Source organism: uncultured Alloprevotella sp., from assembly GCF_963536905.1.
Classification (GTDB): Bacteria; Bacteroidota; Bacteroidia; order Bacteroidales; family Bacteroidaceae; genus Alloprevotella.
The window spans coordinates 1-16,756 of record NZ_CAUTBW010000049.1; the positions used below are offsets into that span (position 1 = coordinate 1).

16 protein-coding genes are annotated in these 16,756 nt (G+C 54.1%); 3 read left to right on the forward strand and 13 right to left on the reverse strand.

Annotated features, from left to right (window positions below; translation table 11 throughout):
- Positions 1-383 precede the first annotated feature (383 nt).
- Positions 384-569: a type II toxin-antitoxin system HicA family toxin gene (locus ABLA33_RS08310; protein WP_347719943.1), complete on the forward strand. Its 186-nt coding sequence runs from the start codon at positions 384-386 to the stop codon at positions 567-569.
- 45 nt (positions 570-614) lie between these two features.
- A complete protein-coding gene (locus ABLA33_RS08315; RefSeq protein ID WP_347719944.1) occupies positions 615-1,013 on the forward strand; it encodes a helix-turn-helix transcriptional regulator in 399 nt (132 codons plus the stop codon).
- Between the two features lie 77 nt (positions 1,014-1,090).
- On the opposite strand, the gene ABLA33_RS08320 is transcribed toward ABLA33_RS08315, so the two are convergent.
- The 11 genes from ABLA33_RS08320 to ABLA33_RS08370 form a co-directional block, all read right to left on the reverse strand.
- Positions 1,091-1,501, reverse strand: a complete 411-nt coding sequence (locus ABLA33_RS08320; RefSeq protein ID WP_347719945.1) for a hypothetical protein — start codon at positions 1,499-1,501, stop codon at positions 1,091-1,093.
- Positions 1,476-2,096, reverse strand: a complete 621-nt coding sequence (locus ABLA33_RS08325) for a hypothetical protein (RefSeq protein WP_347719946.1) — start codon at positions 2,094-2,096, stop codon at positions 1,476-1,478. Before ABLA33_RS08325 ends, ABLA33_RS08320 begins: the two co-directional genes overlap by 26 nt.
- 95 nt (positions 2,097-2,191) lie before the next feature.
- Positions 2,192-2,980 (reverse strand): hypothetical protein, encoded by a 789-nt coding sequence (locus ABLA33_RS08330; RefSeq protein ID WP_347719947.1) that lies wholly within the window; start codon positions 2,978-2,980, stop codon positions 2,192-2,194.
- A gap of 5 nt (positions 2,981-2,985) precedes the next feature.
- Positions 2,986-3,600 carry a hypothetical protein gene (locus tag ABLA33_RS08335; protein WP_347719948.1) on the reverse strand — a complete coding sequence of 205 codons (615 nt, stop codon included), beginning with the start codon at positions 3,598-3,600 and terminating at the stop codon, positions 2,986-2,988.
- A 37-nt stretch (positions 3,601-3,637) separates the two neighbouring features.
- Positions 3,638-4,594 carry a hypothetical protein gene (locus ABLA33_RS08340; RefSeq protein ID WP_347719949.1) on the reverse strand — a complete coding sequence of 319 codons (957 nt, stop codon included), beginning with the start codon at positions 4,592-4,594 and terminating at the stop codon, positions 3,638-3,640.
- A gap of 4 nt (positions 4,595-4,598) precedes the next feature.
- The gene (locus tag ABLA33_RS08345) at positions 4,599-5,600 is read right to left on the reverse strand and encodes a Clp protease ClpP (protein ID WP_347719950.1); all 1,002 of its coding nucleotides are present in this window, start codon (positions 5,598-5,600) and stop codon (positions 4,599-4,601) included.
- Positions 5,601-5,729: 129 nt separating this feature from the next.
- The gene (locus tag ABLA33_RS08350; protein WP_347719951.1) at positions 5,730-6,134 is read right to left on the reverse strand and encodes a hypothetical protein; all 405 of its coding nucleotides are present in this window, start codon (positions 6,132-6,134) and stop codon (positions 5,730-5,732) included.
- Between the two features lie 34 nt (positions 6,135-6,168).
- On the reverse strand, positions 6,169-6,348 hold the full coding sequence (locus ABLA33_RS08355) for a type II toxin-antitoxin system HicA family toxin (RefSeq protein ID WP_315091628.1): 180 nt from the start codon (positions 6,346-6,348) through the stop codon (positions 6,169-6,171).
- A gap of 508 nt (positions 6,349-6,856) precedes the next feature.
- On the reverse strand, positions 6,857-8,491 hold the full coding sequence (locus tag ABLA33_RS08360; protein WP_347719952.1) for a hypothetical protein: 1,635 nt from the start codon (positions 8,489-8,491) through the stop codon (positions 6,857-6,859).
- Complete coding sequence (locus ABLA33_RS08365) at positions 8,469-8,960, reverse strand: hypothetical protein (protein ID WP_347719953.1); 492 nt, start codon at positions 8,958-8,960, stop codon at positions 8,469-8,471. Before ABLA33_RS08365 ends, ABLA33_RS08360 begins: the two co-directional genes overlap by 23 nt.
- A 597-nt stretch (positions 8,961-9,557) precedes the next feature.
- Positions 9,558-9,941 (reverse strand): HU family DNA-binding protein, encoded by a 384-nt coding sequence (locus tag ABLA33_RS08370; protein WP_315091637.1) that lies wholly within the window; start codon positions 9,939-9,941, stop codon positions 9,558-9,560.
- Between the two features lie 409 nt (positions 9,942-10,350).
- Here ABLA33_RS08370 and ABLA33_RS08375 point away from each other — a divergent pair, with 409 nt between their 5' ends.
- Positions 10,351-10,638 (forward strand): DUF5053 domain-containing protein, encoded by a 288-nt coding sequence (locus ABLA33_RS08375; RefSeq protein ID WP_347719954.1) that lies wholly within the window; start codon positions 10,351-10,353, stop codon positions 10,636-10,638.
- A gap of 174 nt (positions 10,639-10,812) precedes the next feature.
- Here the strand turns inward: ABLA33_RS08375 and ABLA33_RS08380 are convergent, their stop codons facing one another.
- Together ABLA33_RS08380 and ABLA33_RS08385 are read right to left on the reverse strand one after the other, a co-directional pair.
- Entirely contained in the window at positions 10,813-12,873 is a 2,061-nt protein-coding gene (locus ABLA33_RS08380) for a hypothetical protein (RefSeq protein ID WP_347719955.1), read from the reverse strand.
- A 59-nt stretch (positions 12,874-12,932) separates the two neighbouring features.
- The coding region (locus tag ABLA33_RS08385; protein ID WP_347719956.1) for a phage tail tape measure protein at positions 12,933-16,756 on the reverse strand (3,824 nt) is incomplete at its 5' end.

The window sequence follows — 16,756 nt, forward strand, 5'->3', positions numbered from 1 at the left end:
CGATTTGTTGTGCCACGCTGGCAAACTTCTCCGACATCTCAGCCGTCGCGGCTTTTTCATCGACGAGCCGGAGAGTTTCGGTGAGCACCGTGCCCACGCGCACGGCCGTGTTTTCGCCTGAAGTGTTTGCCCCGCGCACTTTCTGCGCCTCGCGTAAAATTTCGTCGTGTGTCATAGCTTTGTGTTTGTTTCTAAAAACAAAGATAAAGGCACAAAAAGGCAGCAGAAAAGACACAAAAAAGCCCGCCGCGCGGAAGCGAGGCAGGCCTATGAATGCGCCCGTAGGCGAACGGGCGGTTTTTTCTACGATATTTTTTATTTGTTTCTTCTTTTTGCTATTCAAATAAAAAGCATTATATTTGTAATATCAAAGGAAAGTAAGAATGAAATACAGCGAACTACATAGAAAGCTCAAGAAAGCAGGGTGTTACCCTACAAATGGGGAAATTGCTGGCCACCCCGAATGGTATAGCCCCCTGACCGGTAAGTATTTCCCCACAAGCCATCACGAAAAGCAAGAAGTTGCACCAGGCACTTTGAGAAAAATTTGCAGAGATGCAGGGCTATAAGCCCTCTTCTCTACACGAGAAGACAATCTATAAAACAAATGAGGTATGAAAGAAATAAAAGCACACATTGAGAGTAACGGACAGGGAATGTACTCTGTCTATGTAGAAGAGGATTTGCCTTTTGGCTTACTGGGAGAGGGGACCACTATCGAAGAAGCAAAGGCGGATTTTATGGAAGTATATAAAGAAATGCGAGAAGCTCACAAGGCGCGCACAGGCGAAGAGGTCTCCTATGAGTTTTGCTTTGTTACAGATATATCTGCGTTTTTAGCAACTTACAAATATATTCTGTCGCTGGCAGGATTGGCCAAACTAACGGGTATCAATAAGGCGCAGTTGTCTCAATACGTTTGTGGCACAAGGCGGCCATCGCCCAAAACTCAAGATAAAATAAAGCGTGCTTTAGCAGGATTAGGAAAAGAGCTGATGGCGGCGAGCATGTAAAGAGCACTCCACCATTTTTCTAAAAAAGTCGGAACAGTCGGAACGGTCGGACTGGTCCGATTTTTTTTTGAGGAGAGTCAGCGAATCTCCATCACGGGCCAGGGAGCTGCCGTGAGGGTGGCGGAGAGAGTGCAGGCGCAAGCATCTGAGGCACGCGCGGGGGCGCGGTCTTCGAAGGCGATGAGCAGGTGAGGGCGCTGCGCCAGGCCCAGGAGATATTGGCGGCCGCTCGTGTCGGTCAGGCGCAAGCAGAGCGGCTCTTCGGGCGGCGCGGGGCGCGTGGCGAGAGTGGCCGAGAGTTTCGCCGTCCAAAGGCGCAGGCCAGAGGTGGAGGCATCGGACACGGTGAGCGAGGCCAAATCGATGATTTCGAGTGGGTCCCACACCACGCTTAGCGGGAGCAGGACGGAAAGCGTGTCGGGCAGGGGCAGCGCGGAGGCGAGATGGCGCGCGGGGCAGCTTTCAATGCGGCGAATGTAGCGGATCATAATCTTCGGGGGTTAGGGGTTTCACTTCTTCATACTCTGCGGTGGGCACCGCGGCGGCTTCCTTTTGCCATTGTTGCAGATACTTCTGTATTTTGCGGTTCAGGTCGGGGATGGGCTGGAAACCTGCCACGGCGGGGTCGCCCGACATTTCGAACGGCTGCGGCACGATGAGCGAATAGTCGGCCACTTGTGCCTCGTCGCGGTCGAGGCGGGTGTATTTTCCCAGTGCCGAGAGCACCGAGGCAAAGGCTTTCGGATCTTCCTTTTCGCGCGCCATGCGGAAACCCTCCTCACAGCGTTGGATGAAGAGGTAGCGATAATAATCGGTGGTGGAAGAGTTCAGGCTGCCCAGGAGAATTTTGATGTAGCGCAGGTCTTTGTAGGCCGCGCTCTGCGAGATGTTGTAGGCCTCCTGCATGTAGCGCGCCATGTCGCGTTCTTCCTTTCGCGGGTGGTTGAGCCAGTAGGAATACACGTCGCGCATGCGAATGATGCGCTCAATCTGCGCTGGCTGCAAATGGGCTTCCTCCATCTCCTTGCGATCGGCAAAGAGGAAGTTCTGGATGGTTTCGAGCGTGCGAGGGTCTTGGTACATAAGAAACAAAGAAATCGAGCCGAAGGCCTAAAGCCCACGGCCCGAAACAACATAAAACCTAAATCTAAAAATAACTGATGACTATGAAAAAGGGGTTAGAAAGAAAGTCCCAGCGCTTCGAGTTCGGCACGGAACTTTGGCGCAAAACCGCCGTCGGCACGCAGAATCAGCGCGATGCGTTGTTGCATCTCCTCCCTCAGAGCCGCGGCTGTTTCGTCATCGGAGGCTTCCAATGCAGCAGCGAGGCGCGGCTTTTTGGTGGAGAGAAACTTTCGCGCAGCGGCCACTTCCTTTGCAGGGTTTGGGGCTGTGGTTTCGTCCTTAGCATCTTCAGGGCGGAAGGCATCGTAAGTTTCCCAGTTCTGCCGATAGCGCACGTCCAAGTCGCGCAGCTGCTGGAGATATTCGAAGCGGTCGCAGGGCAGCGCATCTTCCATCTCCTTGAGCTGCTCAAAGAGTTGTTTCATCTTCTGATAGAGCAGACCGTTGTCGGTGTAGAGCTGCTGAATTTCTGCGGGCAAATCATCGTGGTCGGGGCGGATGCCCTTTTTGGCAGCATCTGTCGAAGAGTTGGCAGCATCTTCGGCCGTTGCTGCGGGAGCATGCGGCGAGGTTTCCAACAGTTGCGCCACCGCCGGTATGAGCTGGCGGTCCAGTTCGGCCACGTCGTGAACGGTCATCCCATCCAAGCGGATGCGCAAATGTTTGTTCAGCTCATACTCCAGCTTGTCGTGCATCCGCTCGGGGCGCAGCAGTATGCGGGAGTAGAGAAACTTATTGCGGTTGAGCTGAAGCAGCAGCGACGCGCCCGCGGGAACGTCTCTTTCCTCGCGGGGCGTCATCAGCCACTGCTGAATTTGTTGGGTTAACTTTTCGTCCATCATGTGTTTTAGCCTCCTACTGACGGTGCCGCGCCTGCGGGGCCGTCGGTTTTACCATCAATTTCACCCTCGGCCGTCACTATTTTGCCTTCGTAGAACGGTGCGGGACAAACGTCCGTAGCTTCTACGGCAAACATAGAGCCGGCGCTACCATCCAAGCCTTCGCCTGTTGCGCCGCTGGGCTTCGTGTCGGTTTCGAACTGCTCTGAGCCCAAGATGCGCACGCGGCCGTCGCGTTGCGGAATGGCCCAAACGAGATCGTCGGCGATGGCCATGCGCTGGAAGGCAGCAGCCGAACCGTTGATTTCGGGGTGAGTGGCCGTGAACTTGTTGAGGAACGTGCGGCTGGGCTTGTTGCCCTGCGCCTCCCATTCGATGTTGCCTTTGTTGTAGGCTAAGTCCACCACGAGCCATTTTTTGTCAGCCGCCAGCGTGAAGTCGCCTTTGTAGGTGGCGAGTTTGCCGAACAAGTCCTTTTCGGCGGAGAACGCGGGCAGCGTTGGCCACTTCACAATCCAGGATTTTGGGATGACGTAAGCGTGAGCGCGCACGCCAGGCAGGATTGTTTTGCCTTTACAGTATTTCAAACTCTCGTAGAGAGAGAAGTCAGTACATTTTTCCATAACTGAAAAGAGTTTTTGTGTGGGTTAATAGGAGGGGTTAGGCGTGGAGCTTGCCCACGAAGAGAGCCTCGGGCGCGATGCTGCGGAACTGAGTGCCGAAGAATATGGTGGCCACGAAGTCGAGGAGGAACGGAGCGTGTTTCTCCACTGCGATGGTTTCCTCGGCCAGGCCGTTTCCGTAGCCGTAAACCATGTTGCCCTGCGGCGCGAGGTGGATGAAGTTCGAGCCCTTCTTGGATACCAGCGGCACGAGTTCGCAAAGGTTGTTAGAACCTTCGAGGAACGTTTTCTGATACTGCTGATTGTAGGGCACAGCACCCACGCTCTGCTGGTAGTCCTCCGTATAGGCGTTCATCACGTTGACGGGGATATACATCTTAGTGGGGCGGCTCTGGAGTTCATCGCTGGAAGCCCAGTAGAAGGCTTTGAGCAAATCCACGGCATTCTGATGCGTGAAGGCAGCACCGAACTCGTAGAGGTTCTTCTTCGCCGTGGCGATGTTGCCCGCGGTGATTTCCTTCTCTGTGATGGAGTCGAAACCATCGAAGAGGTCTTTGGTGGTAGTGCCCGCGTCGTTGCGCTTTGCAGAGAAGATGCTCTCATTGAGCTTCTTTCCCAGCTGTGCGGCGAGGTAGAACAGCACCTGCTGCGCCATGTCGACCTGTTTGAGTTCCTCGCCTTGTGTCAAGAGCGAGCCGTAAACGGTTTGCCAGGCTTCGTTGGGGTCGAATTTCTTCACGACGCTGCCCAAGAAAACCTCCAGCGTGCGCGCATCGATGCTGACGCCAGAGTTGTCCACACGGGAGGGATCGTAAGGGCCCAGTTCGATGTCGCCGCCCAGGCTGCCCATGACCACACGGCCGCGACTTCCGGGGAGGGGAGTCATGTGTTTGAGTGTTTCATACGCACCGATGACGGGCATGATGAGGAGTTCTTTTTGATACTGAACGGCCGATTTTGCCAGGTCAGTGCTTTGAATGTTGAGTGTTCCCATAGTGTTACAGAATGTTTTTGAAGCGTTCGAAACTTGCTTGTGCCGTAGCGGCATACTTCAGCGGAGAGTCGTCGACAGTGCCCTCAATCTTGGGGCTGTCGTCACCATCGGCGCCTTTGAGCTCTTCGATGTTGGCGAGCAGCTGCTCCTTCTCTTTTTCGAGAGCTGCGATGCTGTCGGCGTGCTGTTGTTTTTCTTGTTCTGCCGCGGCGAGTGCGTTTTCCATCTTTTGCAGATTCTCGGCAGAGAGCAGCAGCTGGCCGTTGCTCTCTTGGATACCCTCGACCTCGAGCAGAGCGAGAACGCGGGAGTAGAGTGTGTTCATAGTTGTTTGAATGTGTTGATTAGAGAAAAGTCGGCGCAGCGCGCGGAGGAGTCCTTTTTCGGTCTCCTCTGCTGCTGTGGAGTTTTTTATACCATGGGTGGGGATGGGCAGGCCGCAGGCGCGGAAATGCTCGCGGATGTCGGCCGTGAGCGTAACGCCTTCGCCCTCTTCCACGAGTTCGTCCACCAATCCCAGCTCCAGGGCTTCCTCGGCCGTGAGCCATGCGGCACGGCGCATCACTTCGGCCATCTCCTCCACGCTGCGTCCTGTGCGCAGGGCGTAGATGTTGGCCATCACGTCGTCAATCTTCGAGAGGTCGGCCGTGCGGTCGTTGAGCTGGCGGGCATACTCGCTGAGCTGGTCGGCGTTCATCTGTTGCCAGGTGAACACTTCTGTGCTGCACTGGTGGAGGAGCAGCAGCGCGTAGCGGCTCATGCAAATCTTCTTCGCACCCATGGCCAAGATAGTGGCAGCTGATGCCGTCATGCCGAAGATGTAGGCCGTTACTTTCCCGTGGTCGAGGAATTGCTGGCGGATGTCGAGCGCGGTTTGCACATCGCCGCCGTAGGAATTGATGCGCACATTCACGTTTTTCCCGCTCTGTTTCGCCAGCTTCTCGCGGATGTATTGTTTCGAAATGGGATACCCAATGTAGGAATCGATGTCGATGTGATAGTTCATGAGATATAGCTTGATTAACAAGAGCAAAGCTATACCTCTTATTATTAGGGAGAAAAGACATAGAAAAAGCGCCACCCCAAAGGGCAGCGCACACTGGACAAGTTTTCGTGTCAATTAAAACAAGCCCCGCTATTCTGTCACTGCGAGCGACTCCAGCTCGCGGCCAAAGCTCTTGATTCCGTTTTCTATTCGTTCAATTTGTTGTCGGCGCGGCTTGGAGCGGCCGTGCATGTATGCCCACAGCTGCTTTTGGTGAATACCGGTAATTTTTTCCAAACCTGATAGCGATATGATCGTACCATAATGAAACAAGAGGCTTTGAATGTCGTAGTGCCATTCGATGGTGTATTCTCCACGTAGAGGGGCGGCCCATCTCTCTTGAGGTAGTTCTTCTTTGATAAGGCGGATGGCTTCCAATACGTTTGCCTTGCATTCCTCAATGGTATCTCCTGCGCCAAAGATGCCGTCACAATTAGCAGAGTAAGCCCCGAAGCTGTCCTTGCTGGCACAAACGTTGATGATTATCTTTTCCATATTCTTCTTATGTTAGAGGCGAAAGCAAAGGGGACTAAAGCCCCAGTGCTTTTGCAAGTTTTTTTCTCAGTGGTTCAGCTATTTCTTTACTTCCATGGTAAGGAACGGGTTCTGAAAGCTTACCATCTTTGAGGTAGAAATAGTGGCTGCCTTTGGCGTGGTCGAACTTCCAACCTGCGGCTTTGATTTTTTGGTGAAACTCTTTGTACTTCATTTGGTTCTTGTTTTAATTGACATTGCAAAGATAGTAATTTTTCTATTATAAACCAAATAAAAGATAGTAATTTTTCTATTTTTCTTTTCTTTTTTGGATGTTCTCGGACTAGTCGGACTTGTCGGACTGGTCGGAGGTCCTCTCTCTTGGATATTCTCGGACTGGTCTGACAGGTCGGACGGGTCGGAGGTCCTCTCTTGCATATTCCGCTCTGCTCGTCACTGCTCATTACCGAAAGCGAACAGGGCGCTGGGGGGTCGAAAAAGAGAAAAAGGGGTGTTTTTTTCTCTCAGAAGGAGGGGCGGCGGGCGGGGAAGCCCCTAAGAAATGCCAATGTTTACGCGTTTTTCGGGGCGAAATGGGGAAGTTTTTCTGAAGAGAGGGGGCGGAATAAGTTTCTCCAGGGCGAAAAGGTGCGGAAAAACTAAGAAAGGACGAAAAAGAGCAAGCGGCCGCTGAGCACTCCCCCTCATGGGGGAGATGGAGGGGGCTTTCCGTGTGTCGTTTTTCAATTCCAATTGGAAGTAACGGCCATGATGCTGCCTTCGATGGGGAAGCGTTCGCAACCTATGTAGAGCGTGTCGAAGGCGTCGGAACCGTCGGTGCGGCTCTCGAGGCGGTCCTCGTCGGTTTCGGCGAGCTTTTCGCCGCGTTTGTCCTTTTTGCCGTTGTACACGCCCGCGCTTTGGATGGAAACGAGCAGGTCCTCGTTGTTGGCTTCGTTGAAGTAGGGCATGAGGCGCGCTTGTCCGGCAAAGCCGCGATTGATGAGCAGGTGTTTTTCGATGTGGCGCATGGGTGCACCGAGGTACATGGGGATGACCGTCCAGCCGCGGCGCTCGAATTCGTGTTCGATGACCCATTCGAAGTCTTCGTTATTGACGGCGTAGTTCGAGCCGCGGGCGGTGGCATCGAAATAGAACACAACGGTTTTCTCGGGGAAGTGTTCGTAGTACTGGCAGAAGTCGCCGACGAGTTCGGGGAGTTTTCGTTCGTATTTCACGTAGAAGGATTTCACCACATTGAGGCGGTGTGCGCCTTCGTCGGGTTGGCCAACGACCATCCAGTTGATATTGGAATTGAAGTCGAAGGCGATGCGCAGGGGGGAGTGAGGTTGGAGGTCGCAGTCCATGCGGGAATCCACCTCGGCGAGTCGCTGGAGGTCGTAGTCGAGGGAGTCGAGGTAGGAGAAGTCGGTGGCAGCATATTTGTGGGCGGGGCGCATGGACGAGTAGAAACCGTCGCGCATGATTTCCACGGGGATGCAAAGGATGGAGGTTTGGAAAATGAGGGGCGGGAGGTCGCGTTTCATTTGGCGCACATAGTCTTCCCCCAGCACGGCCATGTTGGTGAGCGAGGAGTAGGTCTTGTAGAACACGGCCTGCCGGCGCAGCTCCGTGAGCTGGTGGTCGACTTCGGTGATGGCGTGTTTGAGAGCGGGCGTGGGGCCAGTGGTGAGCAGCAACTGCTGTTGGAGCTTGTAGCGCTGGAGCACGAGGCCTTGGATGAGGGCGATGAGTTGCGGGTCGCTATTTTTTTCGTAGTGGAGAAACCAGCTGCCTTTTTTGGTCACGGGCATATCGGAGGTGATGAGCATCCCGTGATGGAATGGCAGGTCACCGAATTCGCGGGTCTGTCCGCGGTTGGCCTGGAAGGTTTCGTCTTTGAGTTGTTCGAAGTCGATGAATTTCGCCTCGTCGATGTCGAGGAAATCGAAGCTCTTGGAGTTGGACGTGCCTTTGCGGTCCTGCGAAATGATTTGTCCGATGGCGCCGGTGTAGAAGGAAATGATATTGTCCCAGCAGGCGGGCGTGATGAGCGGCTTGGGCCAGTTGAGCGCTTTGGGAGGTGGATGACCGATGCACCAATGTATGTCGCGTCGGTAGCCCCAGGCTTCCCAGTGCATGAGCATGGAGGGGAGCGTGTTGGTGAGTGCGCGCTTGCCGTTGGGAGCTACGAAGGCGGTGGTGCTGCGCGGCATGAGCTGGAAGTTGCGCAGGTTGGTTTGTGCGTGGAGTACGCCTTTTCCCGTGCCGCGTCCGGCCACCACGATGCTGTCGCGTGCGCCGGTGCGGATAACTTCCTGCTGCATCTGGTTGAAGTATACTTTTTTCATCTTTTCACAAAACCGCTTTATAATCAATCTTTTTGCGATGTTTTTTTCCTAAAATTATTTCGGAGGCTAAATAGTCCTTTCGGATGCGGTAGAATTTTTGGCGCACGGCTTCTCTGTAGTCGAGGGCTATGCCGTGCTGCTCACACCAGCGGTCGATGTGTGCGTTGATGCCGCGCGTGGTGAGCAAGGGAGCGAGGCCATACCAGAGGTCCATGCGGAAGAGCAGTTCCACGGCGGCGATGAGTGCCGTTTCGCCCTGCCGCGACAAATGGGTGTGGGAGTAGGGATTTTTGCCGTGAACGATGGGCACGCGCACGGGGATTCCTGCCGAGCGGAGCGCGGGGACATAGTTTTTCGATGGTGGCCGCTGGATGTAGCGCGCCAGGATGGCATTCTCATTCGAACGAGCGGGAAAGACTACGGGGCTGCCCAGGCGATTGACAAGCCATTGTCCGAGGTATTTCTCAAAGGGGACGTAAACAAGGATGTGTTCCATGAGGTTAAGAGAAAGTGTGTGTGTTTAAGAGCTTGCTGCAAAGATAATTTTTTTTTCAGTAGTGGGGGGACTAGGATGACTAGGAGGCCTAGGATGACTAGGGGGACTAGGAGGTTTTTCTGCCTGTTTTTTTCCTCGCGCGCGCACGCGAGGCTATTTTTGCCGTGTCAGGTGTGAACAGGTGTGACATCGTTGGAAATCAATAAGTTAGAAAAAATAAAGTGTTCACACCACCCCAAAAGTGTTCACACCCCTACACACCCAAATGTTAAAATGTTCACAGTGTGTTCACACCTGTACACAGTAATAATATACCTATTTTGTCAATAAAAAAGCAGCTTAATATACTGATTCTCTTTACTTTATATAAAAGTGTTCACACCTGTTCACAGCTGACACGGCAAAATTAGATAGCGCGTGTGAAAAGGTGTTTTTTTTTGGAGCATATTTTTGGGGTTTTGCAAACTCTTAGATAGCAAACGCGGGTTTTCTCTATTTTCTGCTCTACGAGCGTTTTGGGGGTGGAGATTTGGAGTTTTGGCTATAAAAAAAGCCCCCGCAGAAAATTTGCGGGGACTTGAAAAGAGGAGTGGGTGCTTATTCCTTCATGATTTTCACGCGGCCGTCGGTGAGCTGGAAGGCTCGACGAATGCGGCTGGAGCGTGTCCAGCGGCAGCGCACGCCGCGGATGTTGGAGGGTTCGAACTTCTTGGCCTCCGCTGCACCTTTTGAGGAGATGGTGGTGCGGAAGCTGCCCAAATCGCCCAGACGGACGGAGCGGCCGTTGAGCAGGTGATTGATGATGTGGACCACGGCTTCTTTCAGCACCAGGGCCACGTCGCCTTCGGTGGCGGTGGTGCTGTGGCTGATTTCTTGGCAAAGCTCGTCGAGGGTGACGGGTGCCACGGGCGTTTGCTGTGCGTAGAACTTGACCGATTTGTCGATCGGATTTTTGCGGGATACTACTCTGTACTTAAGCATGGTGTGTTTTTTAGGATTAAAAGGTTAATAAAAAAAGGTTAGGGGAGATTTGAAATTTCTATACTACAAAATAAAATTTCTATACTAGGAATTTTTTTTTCTATACTAGGAATTTTTTTTTGTAGTATAGGAATTTTCGCTTCTCCTTATGTGTAAAAATAGGGGTTTTGCGAAATGCAGAATAAGACGGGGAAACTGTTTTGTTTCTGTGAGTTAATGCGTATCTTTGCAGTATCATACATCCTCAGATTATAAACAACATCTTTAATCTGTAAAGCTTCGAGGGCGCTGACCGTGATGGTTCGCGTCCTCTTTCTTTTTTTAGTGTTTTAGTATCAAAAAAAATAGTAATAAATTTGGATACTATTAAAATTGATACTACCTTTGTGTTTTCTGAATAAACAAGATTATGGAAATTATTTGTAACAAAAACAAGGAGCAAATCACGGATATGAAGCAGCGGCTGCGCGATATTTATTTAGCCGTGTCGTGGCGGGAGCTGAATCGGACTTATTTTGATAAATCGATGTCGTGGTTTCAGCACAAAATGTATGGTATTGATGGCAACGGCGGTGTGGGTGGTTTCACGCCTGAAGAGGCAGAACAGCTCTATGCTGCTTTGCATGATTTGTCGGAGCGCATTCGCCGCGCGGCCGACTCGATAAAAGCCCCGGCCTCGCATCCATATAGGCCGTAACATTTTTTTTTGAACAACGAAGAGTGCACCACTGGGCTTGTGGCGCACTCTCTTTTTTTGCAGTGTTGGGTGTTCTCGGACTGGTCGGACTAGGAGGCCTAGGATTACTAGGAGGCCTAGGATTACTAGGAGGCCTAGGATTACTAGGATGACTAGGAGGACAGGTCGGACTTTTTATTCTATCTCATAGAAATATCCTTTTTTGAGGGGGTTGAGTCCTTCGGTGGAGAAGGTGAATTCGAGTTGTCGGCAGAGGTAGCGGCGGCCCTGGATGAGATAGATGTCTTCGGGGGAGAATTGTCCTTCATCGGTGAAGGAGATGACGAGTTCGGCTTTGGTGGAGATGCTGAAGCCGGGGTTGAGGGTTTCGGTGGCGATGGTTTCGGGAAGGTTGCCTTTGAGGCTGAAGGGGTATTTTTCTCGCAGTGAGTCGGAGAGCTTGATCTTATCGTCGATGGGATACCAGGTGAGGCCGTAGGCTCCAGGCACGTCGGGGATCTCTTTGTCCTCTAAGCCTTTGCCGCTGGGAAAGGTGCGGAAGCTTTTCCCAGGGTTGTAGCCCACTTCGATGATGTCGCGCTTCTGTGCTGCGGGGTTTTTCTCTTTCTGTAGGAGGATGTTGCTGATGCAGTAGCCTTCGTCGGGAGGCGGCGTGCGGGTGTCGGCGGTGAGGAAGTGGAGGATGTAGTGTTTTTGGTTGTCGTAGGAGGTGTTGGCGCTGGTCCAGGTCTTGGTGGTGCGATTGCCGGTGAGGTATTGTGAGCCGCTGACGATGTCGAAGTAGCCTATTTGTGCGGGAACGATTTTCAGGGAGATGTTGATGTTGCGTTCGGGGATGATTTCGGTGGTGTCGTTGGGGCCGTTGGGGCGGCTGGGGCGGCTGAAGTGGTTGAAGGTGCGGCGCGCTCCTGCTTTGTCCACTTCGGCGAAGTCCCATTCCTTGTCGGCCACTTCCAGGTAGGCGTAGATGAGTCCTTGGTAGAAGAAGAGGGTGCTCTTTAGTTTTTTCTTTTCCTTGTCCCTTTCCCTTTCCTTGTAGGCTTCCATTTCTTCGTAGGTATTCACTTCCACTATGTTGGCATTTTCCCAAACCTCGTCGGGCAGGACATAGAGGGGGCTGATGTCGGGGAAGGCGTAGGCCACGTTGGCGCGGGTGATGTCTTTTTCCTCGCTTTCTGGGTTGTCTTCGAGGGAGTAGGAGAAGGCGGAGGTGATGTGGTGGAGCGGGCGGATGTTGGTTTGGTCGATTTGGTTGATTTTTTTGATGCGGTTGCGTCGCAGGTTGATGTAGACCACGTTGCGCTGTAGGAGTGGGTCGTAGGCTGTGGTGAAGTAGATACCGAGGAAAAGGCGGCATTGTTCGAAGAATTCGCGTACGGTCCAGTGGGGGAGCATCTTGTGGAGCTTGAGTGTGGTGCGCGCGTTGGCAATGAAGATGTCTTTGAGCCAGCATTGGCGCAGGGCATCGTGGGCGGGGGAGCAGTAGAAGCCCAGGGCGATGAGCACGCGCTCGATGACGTAGCAGAGATAGGGCTGTGGGGCAATGTAGACATCATCGGCGGCGCGGAGGTGGTTGTTCTTGACGGTGGCGCGGAGGTTGAATTGTTGGCCGGTCAATTGTTTGTTCTCGCGGAGATCTTGCACGACAAATTCATTGGCCCATCCTCCGCCCTCGCCGGTGGCATAGATGGGGAAGGCCACAAAGTTTTGATAGGTGTTGAGCTTTTCGAGGCGGCCGCTGGGGCTGAAGGCGCGCTGTAGCCAGTATTCTTGGTAGTCGTAAGCGTAGCGGCGGATGTTTTCTTGTGAGGCGAAGGCATCATCAGGGGCGTAATTGAAGTTGTAGAGCCCGTCCCAGGCGCGGCCGAGGGGGAGTTCGTCGATGTAGCGGTCCAGGCCTTTGTCGTCGAGCATGGCGGCTTCCAGGGCGTAGCGGCCGGAGAGGAGTTGGAGCTTCACTTCTTCTTCCGTGATGGAGGTGATAACGGCGGTGCCAGCCATCTCTTCGGGCGGGCAGAGGAGGCGGAAGGGAAAGTGACGGCCCACGAGGGGGCGCTTGGAGATTTCGAGACGTTGGAGCGGCCCGAAGATGCGTTGGTTCTCGGGGGCGTAGAGCGGGAGGGTGACGTCGAACGTGCGGTCGGACTGTGAGGAGAGGAGGGAATTCTCGCGGATGAGCTTCACGTTGGTGCCTGCTTTGATGATGGCGGGTTTGTTTTCGATGTAGAGGTGCATGGTTTTTCGGTGTTGGGGAGCCCTAGGAGGCCTAGGAGCCCTAGGCTGACTAGGCTGTTTTATTCTTTATTGAGTCGCTTGTAGTGTTTCCATTGTCGTGCGAGGCCGTCGGGGCCGTCGATGGTGACGTAGGTTTGTATGGGCGCTTCGAGGTGGCGGTTGAGCTGCTCGATGGCTTCGGCCGTTCGGGGCTGCGCGGTGTCGATGACGGTGACGGAGGCTTGGCTGCCAGCGGTGGAGGGCATCACGCGGCGGGCATCGTCGGCGGTGAGGGAGGCCACGGTGTTGTGGCGTTGCGCGTAGTCCAAGAGTTGGAACATGGGCAAGAGGTGGGGATTGTTGACGGCTTCGTGGTTGGCCACAAATTCGCCTTCGTGGACCACACCGGCCTCGCGCCGATAGTTGCGCCCACCGGTGAAACCTCCAGCGAAGTAGCCCGCGGATTGCTTGCGGTGTTGCTGCGTGATGGCGGCAATCTGTACGGCTCCAGCGGCCACTGCCATGGCGGCGGCGATAGGGCCCAGAATCCAGTTGACCTTTGAGGCGGAGGCGTAGGCGTTGATGGCGGCCACGGCGGTGGAGGCTACGGCCTGTGAGATTTCGATGGCCATGGCGCGTTTGTTGTATTTGTTTTTGAGGCGGGCCAGGTCGCGCTGTTTCTTTTCTTCGAGGATTTTTCCGCGTGCGGAGCTTTGCCCCGCGGCTTGTATCTCGCGATTGTAGCGTTCTTCCACGCTGGCAGCTTCGTTTTCGTAGTTGATTTGCATGAGCTGACTGACGCTTTGCAGCATGGCTCCGATGCTCTGATAGGCTGCTGTGGCGTAGGAGGCGATGCGCTCGTATTTTTGCTTTTCTATTTCAGCCTCGGCGTCAGCGTACTGCTGGCGGGTGATGAGTCCGTCGTCGAGCTGTGCGCGGAGTTGTTGCTGCGTGTTTTTATAGGCGGCTATTTGACTAAAAAGATTCGTGACACCGTCGGCCATGTCGCCGCCGGAGCCAGCGTGGGAGGCTTGGTGGCCAGCGCGCTGGAGGATTTCCTGCGTGGAGCGGTCGCGGATGCCGCCTTTGTCGTAGTATTTTCGGCGGAGGGCTTCGAAGATTCGGGCAAACTCTTCTTCCACTTGGAGCTGCTCCTGGAGTTGGCCGTTGGCCTCCTTGAGGGCTTGTGCCTTGGCCGCGGTGAGGAGTTGGAGTTCGTTTTGGTACTGTTCCTCGGGCGATTTTTGGCTAAATTCTTCGCGGTATTTCTTCAGGGCATCATGGAGGCGTTTCACCTGCTCGAGCTTTTGGCGCGCGCTTTCCTTTTGGTATTGCTGCTGGGCTTTCTCAAACTCTTCGGTGTTGCCCACCTGGCGGTGGAGCTCGGCGCGCTTTTTAAGGTATTTCAGTGTGATGGCGTTGCGCTGTAGGTTGTAGGCCTCTTCGCTCACGAGGCCGCGGGCGTAGCGGGATTCGAGCAGCTCTTCTTCCTCGTTTTGCTGGCGCTCGAGGTCGCGCAGGCTCCAGGCTTGTTGCTCTTCGGCTTGCTTCTGCTTGAGTTGGATGAGCTTTTCGCCTAAGGCTTTGTATTTGTCCATCTTCTTTTGCTCGGCGGTGACGAAGAGTGCCATCTGCTTCTCGGTGGCGTTAATCTCGATGGCGAGCATCTCTTCGCGGTACTCTTGTATGTCCTTGCGCCCTTCGGCAAAATCTTTCTGTAGCTCGGCTTTTGCCTGGCGGCTCTCGAGGATGATTTCGGAATTGTCGGGGGTAAGGACTTTCTTTGTCGTTGTTTTATTTTTCTTTCCCTTCTTTCCCTTCTTGCTGTTGGTGGTTGGAAGGGTGGAGGCGTGGGTGGTTTCTTTCGGTGTGGGTGGCGCGGAATCTTTGTTGATGTCTTCGGGATTAAGGCCTTGACGCTTGAGGGAGGATTGTATGGCATCGATGCGCTGATTTTGTTTTGCGACTTTATTGTGTGCCTCTTCCACCCAACCTTCTGCCTGTTTGATGTCGGCTGCGAGTTGTCTCACGTTTTTCTGTTTCAGCCAAGTGTCCCAACCTATATCTTTGTATTTTCCCGCATTTCTTGCCTCGACAAAGGCCTTCACATCCTGACTCGTGACGGTGCCTCCCGCCACTATTTTGTCGATGGCTGCACTCAGTTCGGGAATCTCCCTCTTTAGGGCTGAGATGCGGTTACGGCGGATGCGGAGGGCGTTTTCGCGGCGGCTGGAGCTGTCGGTCAGGTCGAGCAGTTCTCCGCCCAGTGCTGCCATCTTATCTTTTGCTCCTTGCAGGATGGCCAGATTGCGCAGTTCTTTTATGTAGTTTTTGACGGCGTTTGTATTCTCGTGCATGACGCGTCCCTCATTGCTGATTTGTGCGGTGTAGGAGGGGATGATTTTCTGGAGTTCTTTGACGGCTATTCTGCGATCTTTGAGCGAACGTGAATTGTCGTGGATGACGGCCGTGAGGGTGTTGACCTTCGAAACTTGCTCCCCGATGCTTTTGTTAGCGTTGGAGGTGATGTCCTGGAGGTCCTGCTGTGCCTGCTGTTGTGCTGTTAGTGCGCGTGTGCTTTTGTCGGAGGAAGAGGTGAAGAGTCCCATGGCGGCGACGGCTGTCCCTATGATGGTGACGAGGGCCACTAAGGCGGAGATCACTGCGCCTATAGGGTTGGCGGCCATGGCAGCGTTGAGGGCCGTTTGCGCGGTGGTGGCCATGACGATGTTTCCCGTCATGAGTCCGTAGCCTAAGCGCAGAAGGTTGAGAACTACATTAACCCCTATCATTACGGCCTTCCCTATGGTCATGGCTGCATTTCGCGCGTGTTCGGCCAGGGTTTGCGCTTTGACGACCAGCGTATAGCCCACGACGGCCGTGGTGAGCATTGCGAGGGCTATGGAGTTTTGACTGAAGAAGCGGATGAGCGAAGAGAGCACCTGAATGCCGGCGGCGATGACGGAGTTGGTTTTTGTCATGGCAGGCCAGAGCGCTTGCCCCAACTCGATGCGTAAGTCCTCGACGCGCTTGCGCGACATTTCGAGCTTTGCTTGTGCGGAGGAGTTTTGCTGGTTGAACTCATTGGTCACACTGGTGCCTTCCTGAAAGGCTTTGGCGGCTTGGCTCTGTGTGGCGGTGAGCTTGTCGATGTTTTGTGTGAGCGCGGCGATGGTTTGTGTCACCCCGCTGCCGCTGAGTTTCAGGTCGGCCAGAATGGGGGCGAGCTTCTCGATGCCGCCCGTGCGGTTGAGCCCTTCGAGGAATTGGAGGAAGGCGGCGTTGCCATCGGTTTGCAGTGTGCGGGCAAACTCTTTCACATCGAGACCTGCGGCACGCGCCATCTCGGCGGGTTTCTTGTAGAGGGCGGTGAGCACGTTCTGAAAAGCTGTTGCGCCACGCTCCACGCCCACCATGCTCTGGTCGAGCACAGAGGCAAAGCCCATGATTTGGGCTTGTGACATGTGGGCTTGATTGCTCACGCCTGCCACGCGTCCGGCAAAGTCCATGAGATAGCCTTCGGCGGCGGAACTGCTTTGTGCCAGCTCGTTGATGACCGAGCCTGTCGAGAGCATGGCTTGCTTGAGCCCCATTTTCTTGTCATCGCCGAAGAGCTGGGCGAGCTTGCCGATGTTTTTCACACCATCAGCGCCGAGGTCTTCGCCCAGTGCCACATTGAGCTGGTCGGCCGCGGCCACGAAGTCGAGTACGTCTTTTTTCGACTGTATGCCCAAGCGTCCCGCGTCGGCTGCCAGCGCGTTGAGCTGTTCGCGCGGCGTGCGCGTTTCCATCTTTTTGAAGCTCTCGTTTAGACTTTCCACTTCGCTGCGTGCGAGGCCCGTGTATTTGGGTAATGTCTGAAAAAGTGTGTAAGATTCTCCTCGTCCTTTCCCCATGCTTGGGA

Excerpts from the sequence above, each read along its gene's own strand:
- ABLA33_RS08330 (WP_347719947.1), bottom strand. The coding sequence starts at position 2,980 with ATGATGGACGAAAAGTTAACCCAACAAATTCAGCAGTGGCTGATGACG.
- ABLA33_RS08355 (WP_315091628.1), bottom strand. The coding sequence starts at position 6,348 with ATGAAGTACAAAGAGTTTCACCAAAAAATCAAAGCCGCAGGTTGGAAG.
- ABLA33_RS08310 (WP_347719943.1), top strand. The coding sequence starts at position 384 with ATGAAATACAGCGAACTACATAGAAAGCTCAAGAAAGCAGGGTGTTAC.
- ABLA33_RS08350 (WP_347719951.1), bottom strand. The coding sequence starts at position 6,134 with ATGGAAAAGATAATCATCAACGTTTGTGCCAGCAAGGACAGCTTCGGG.
- ABLA33_RS08345 (WP_347719950.1), bottom strand. The coding sequence starts at position 5,600 with ATGAACTATCACATCGACATCGATTCCTACATTGGGTATCCCATTTCG.
- ABLA33_RS08320 (WP_347719945.1), bottom strand. The coding sequence starts at position 1,501 with ATGATCCGCTACATTCGCCGCATTGAAAGCTGCCCCGCGCGCCATCTC.
- ABLA33_RS08370 (WP_315091637.1), bottom strand. The coding sequence starts at position 9,941 with ATGCTTAAGTACAGAGTAGTATCCCGCAAAAATCCGATCGACAAATCG.
- ABLA33_RS08340 (WP_347719949.1), bottom strand. The coding sequence starts at position 4,594 with ATGGGAACACTCAACATTCAAAGCACTGACCTGGCAAAATCGGCCGTT.
- ABLA33_RS08365 (WP_347719953.1), bottom strand. The coding sequence starts at position 8,960 with ATGGAACACATCCTTGTTTACGTCCCCTTTGAGAAATACCTCGGACAA.
- ABLA33_RS08375 (WP_347719954.1), top strand. The coding sequence starts at position 10,351 with ATGGAAATTATTTGTAACAAAAACAAGGAGCAAATCACGGATATGAAG.
- ABLA33_RS08380 (WP_347719955.1), bottom strand. The coding sequence starts at position 12,873 with ATGCACCTCTACATCGAAAACAAACCCGCCATCATCAAAGCAGGCACC.
- ABLA33_RS08315 (WP_347719944.1), top strand. The coding sequence starts at position 615 with ATGAAAGAAATAAAAGCACACATTGAGAGTAACGGACAGGGAATGTAC.
- ABLA33_RS08335 (WP_347719948.1), bottom strand. The coding sequence starts at position 3,600 with ATGGAAAAATGTACTGACTTCTCTCTCTACGAGAGTTTGAAATACTGT.
- ABLA33_RS08325 (WP_347719946.1), bottom strand. The coding sequence starts at position 2,096 with ATGTACCAAGACCCTCGCACGCTCGAAACCATCCAGAACTTCCTCTTT.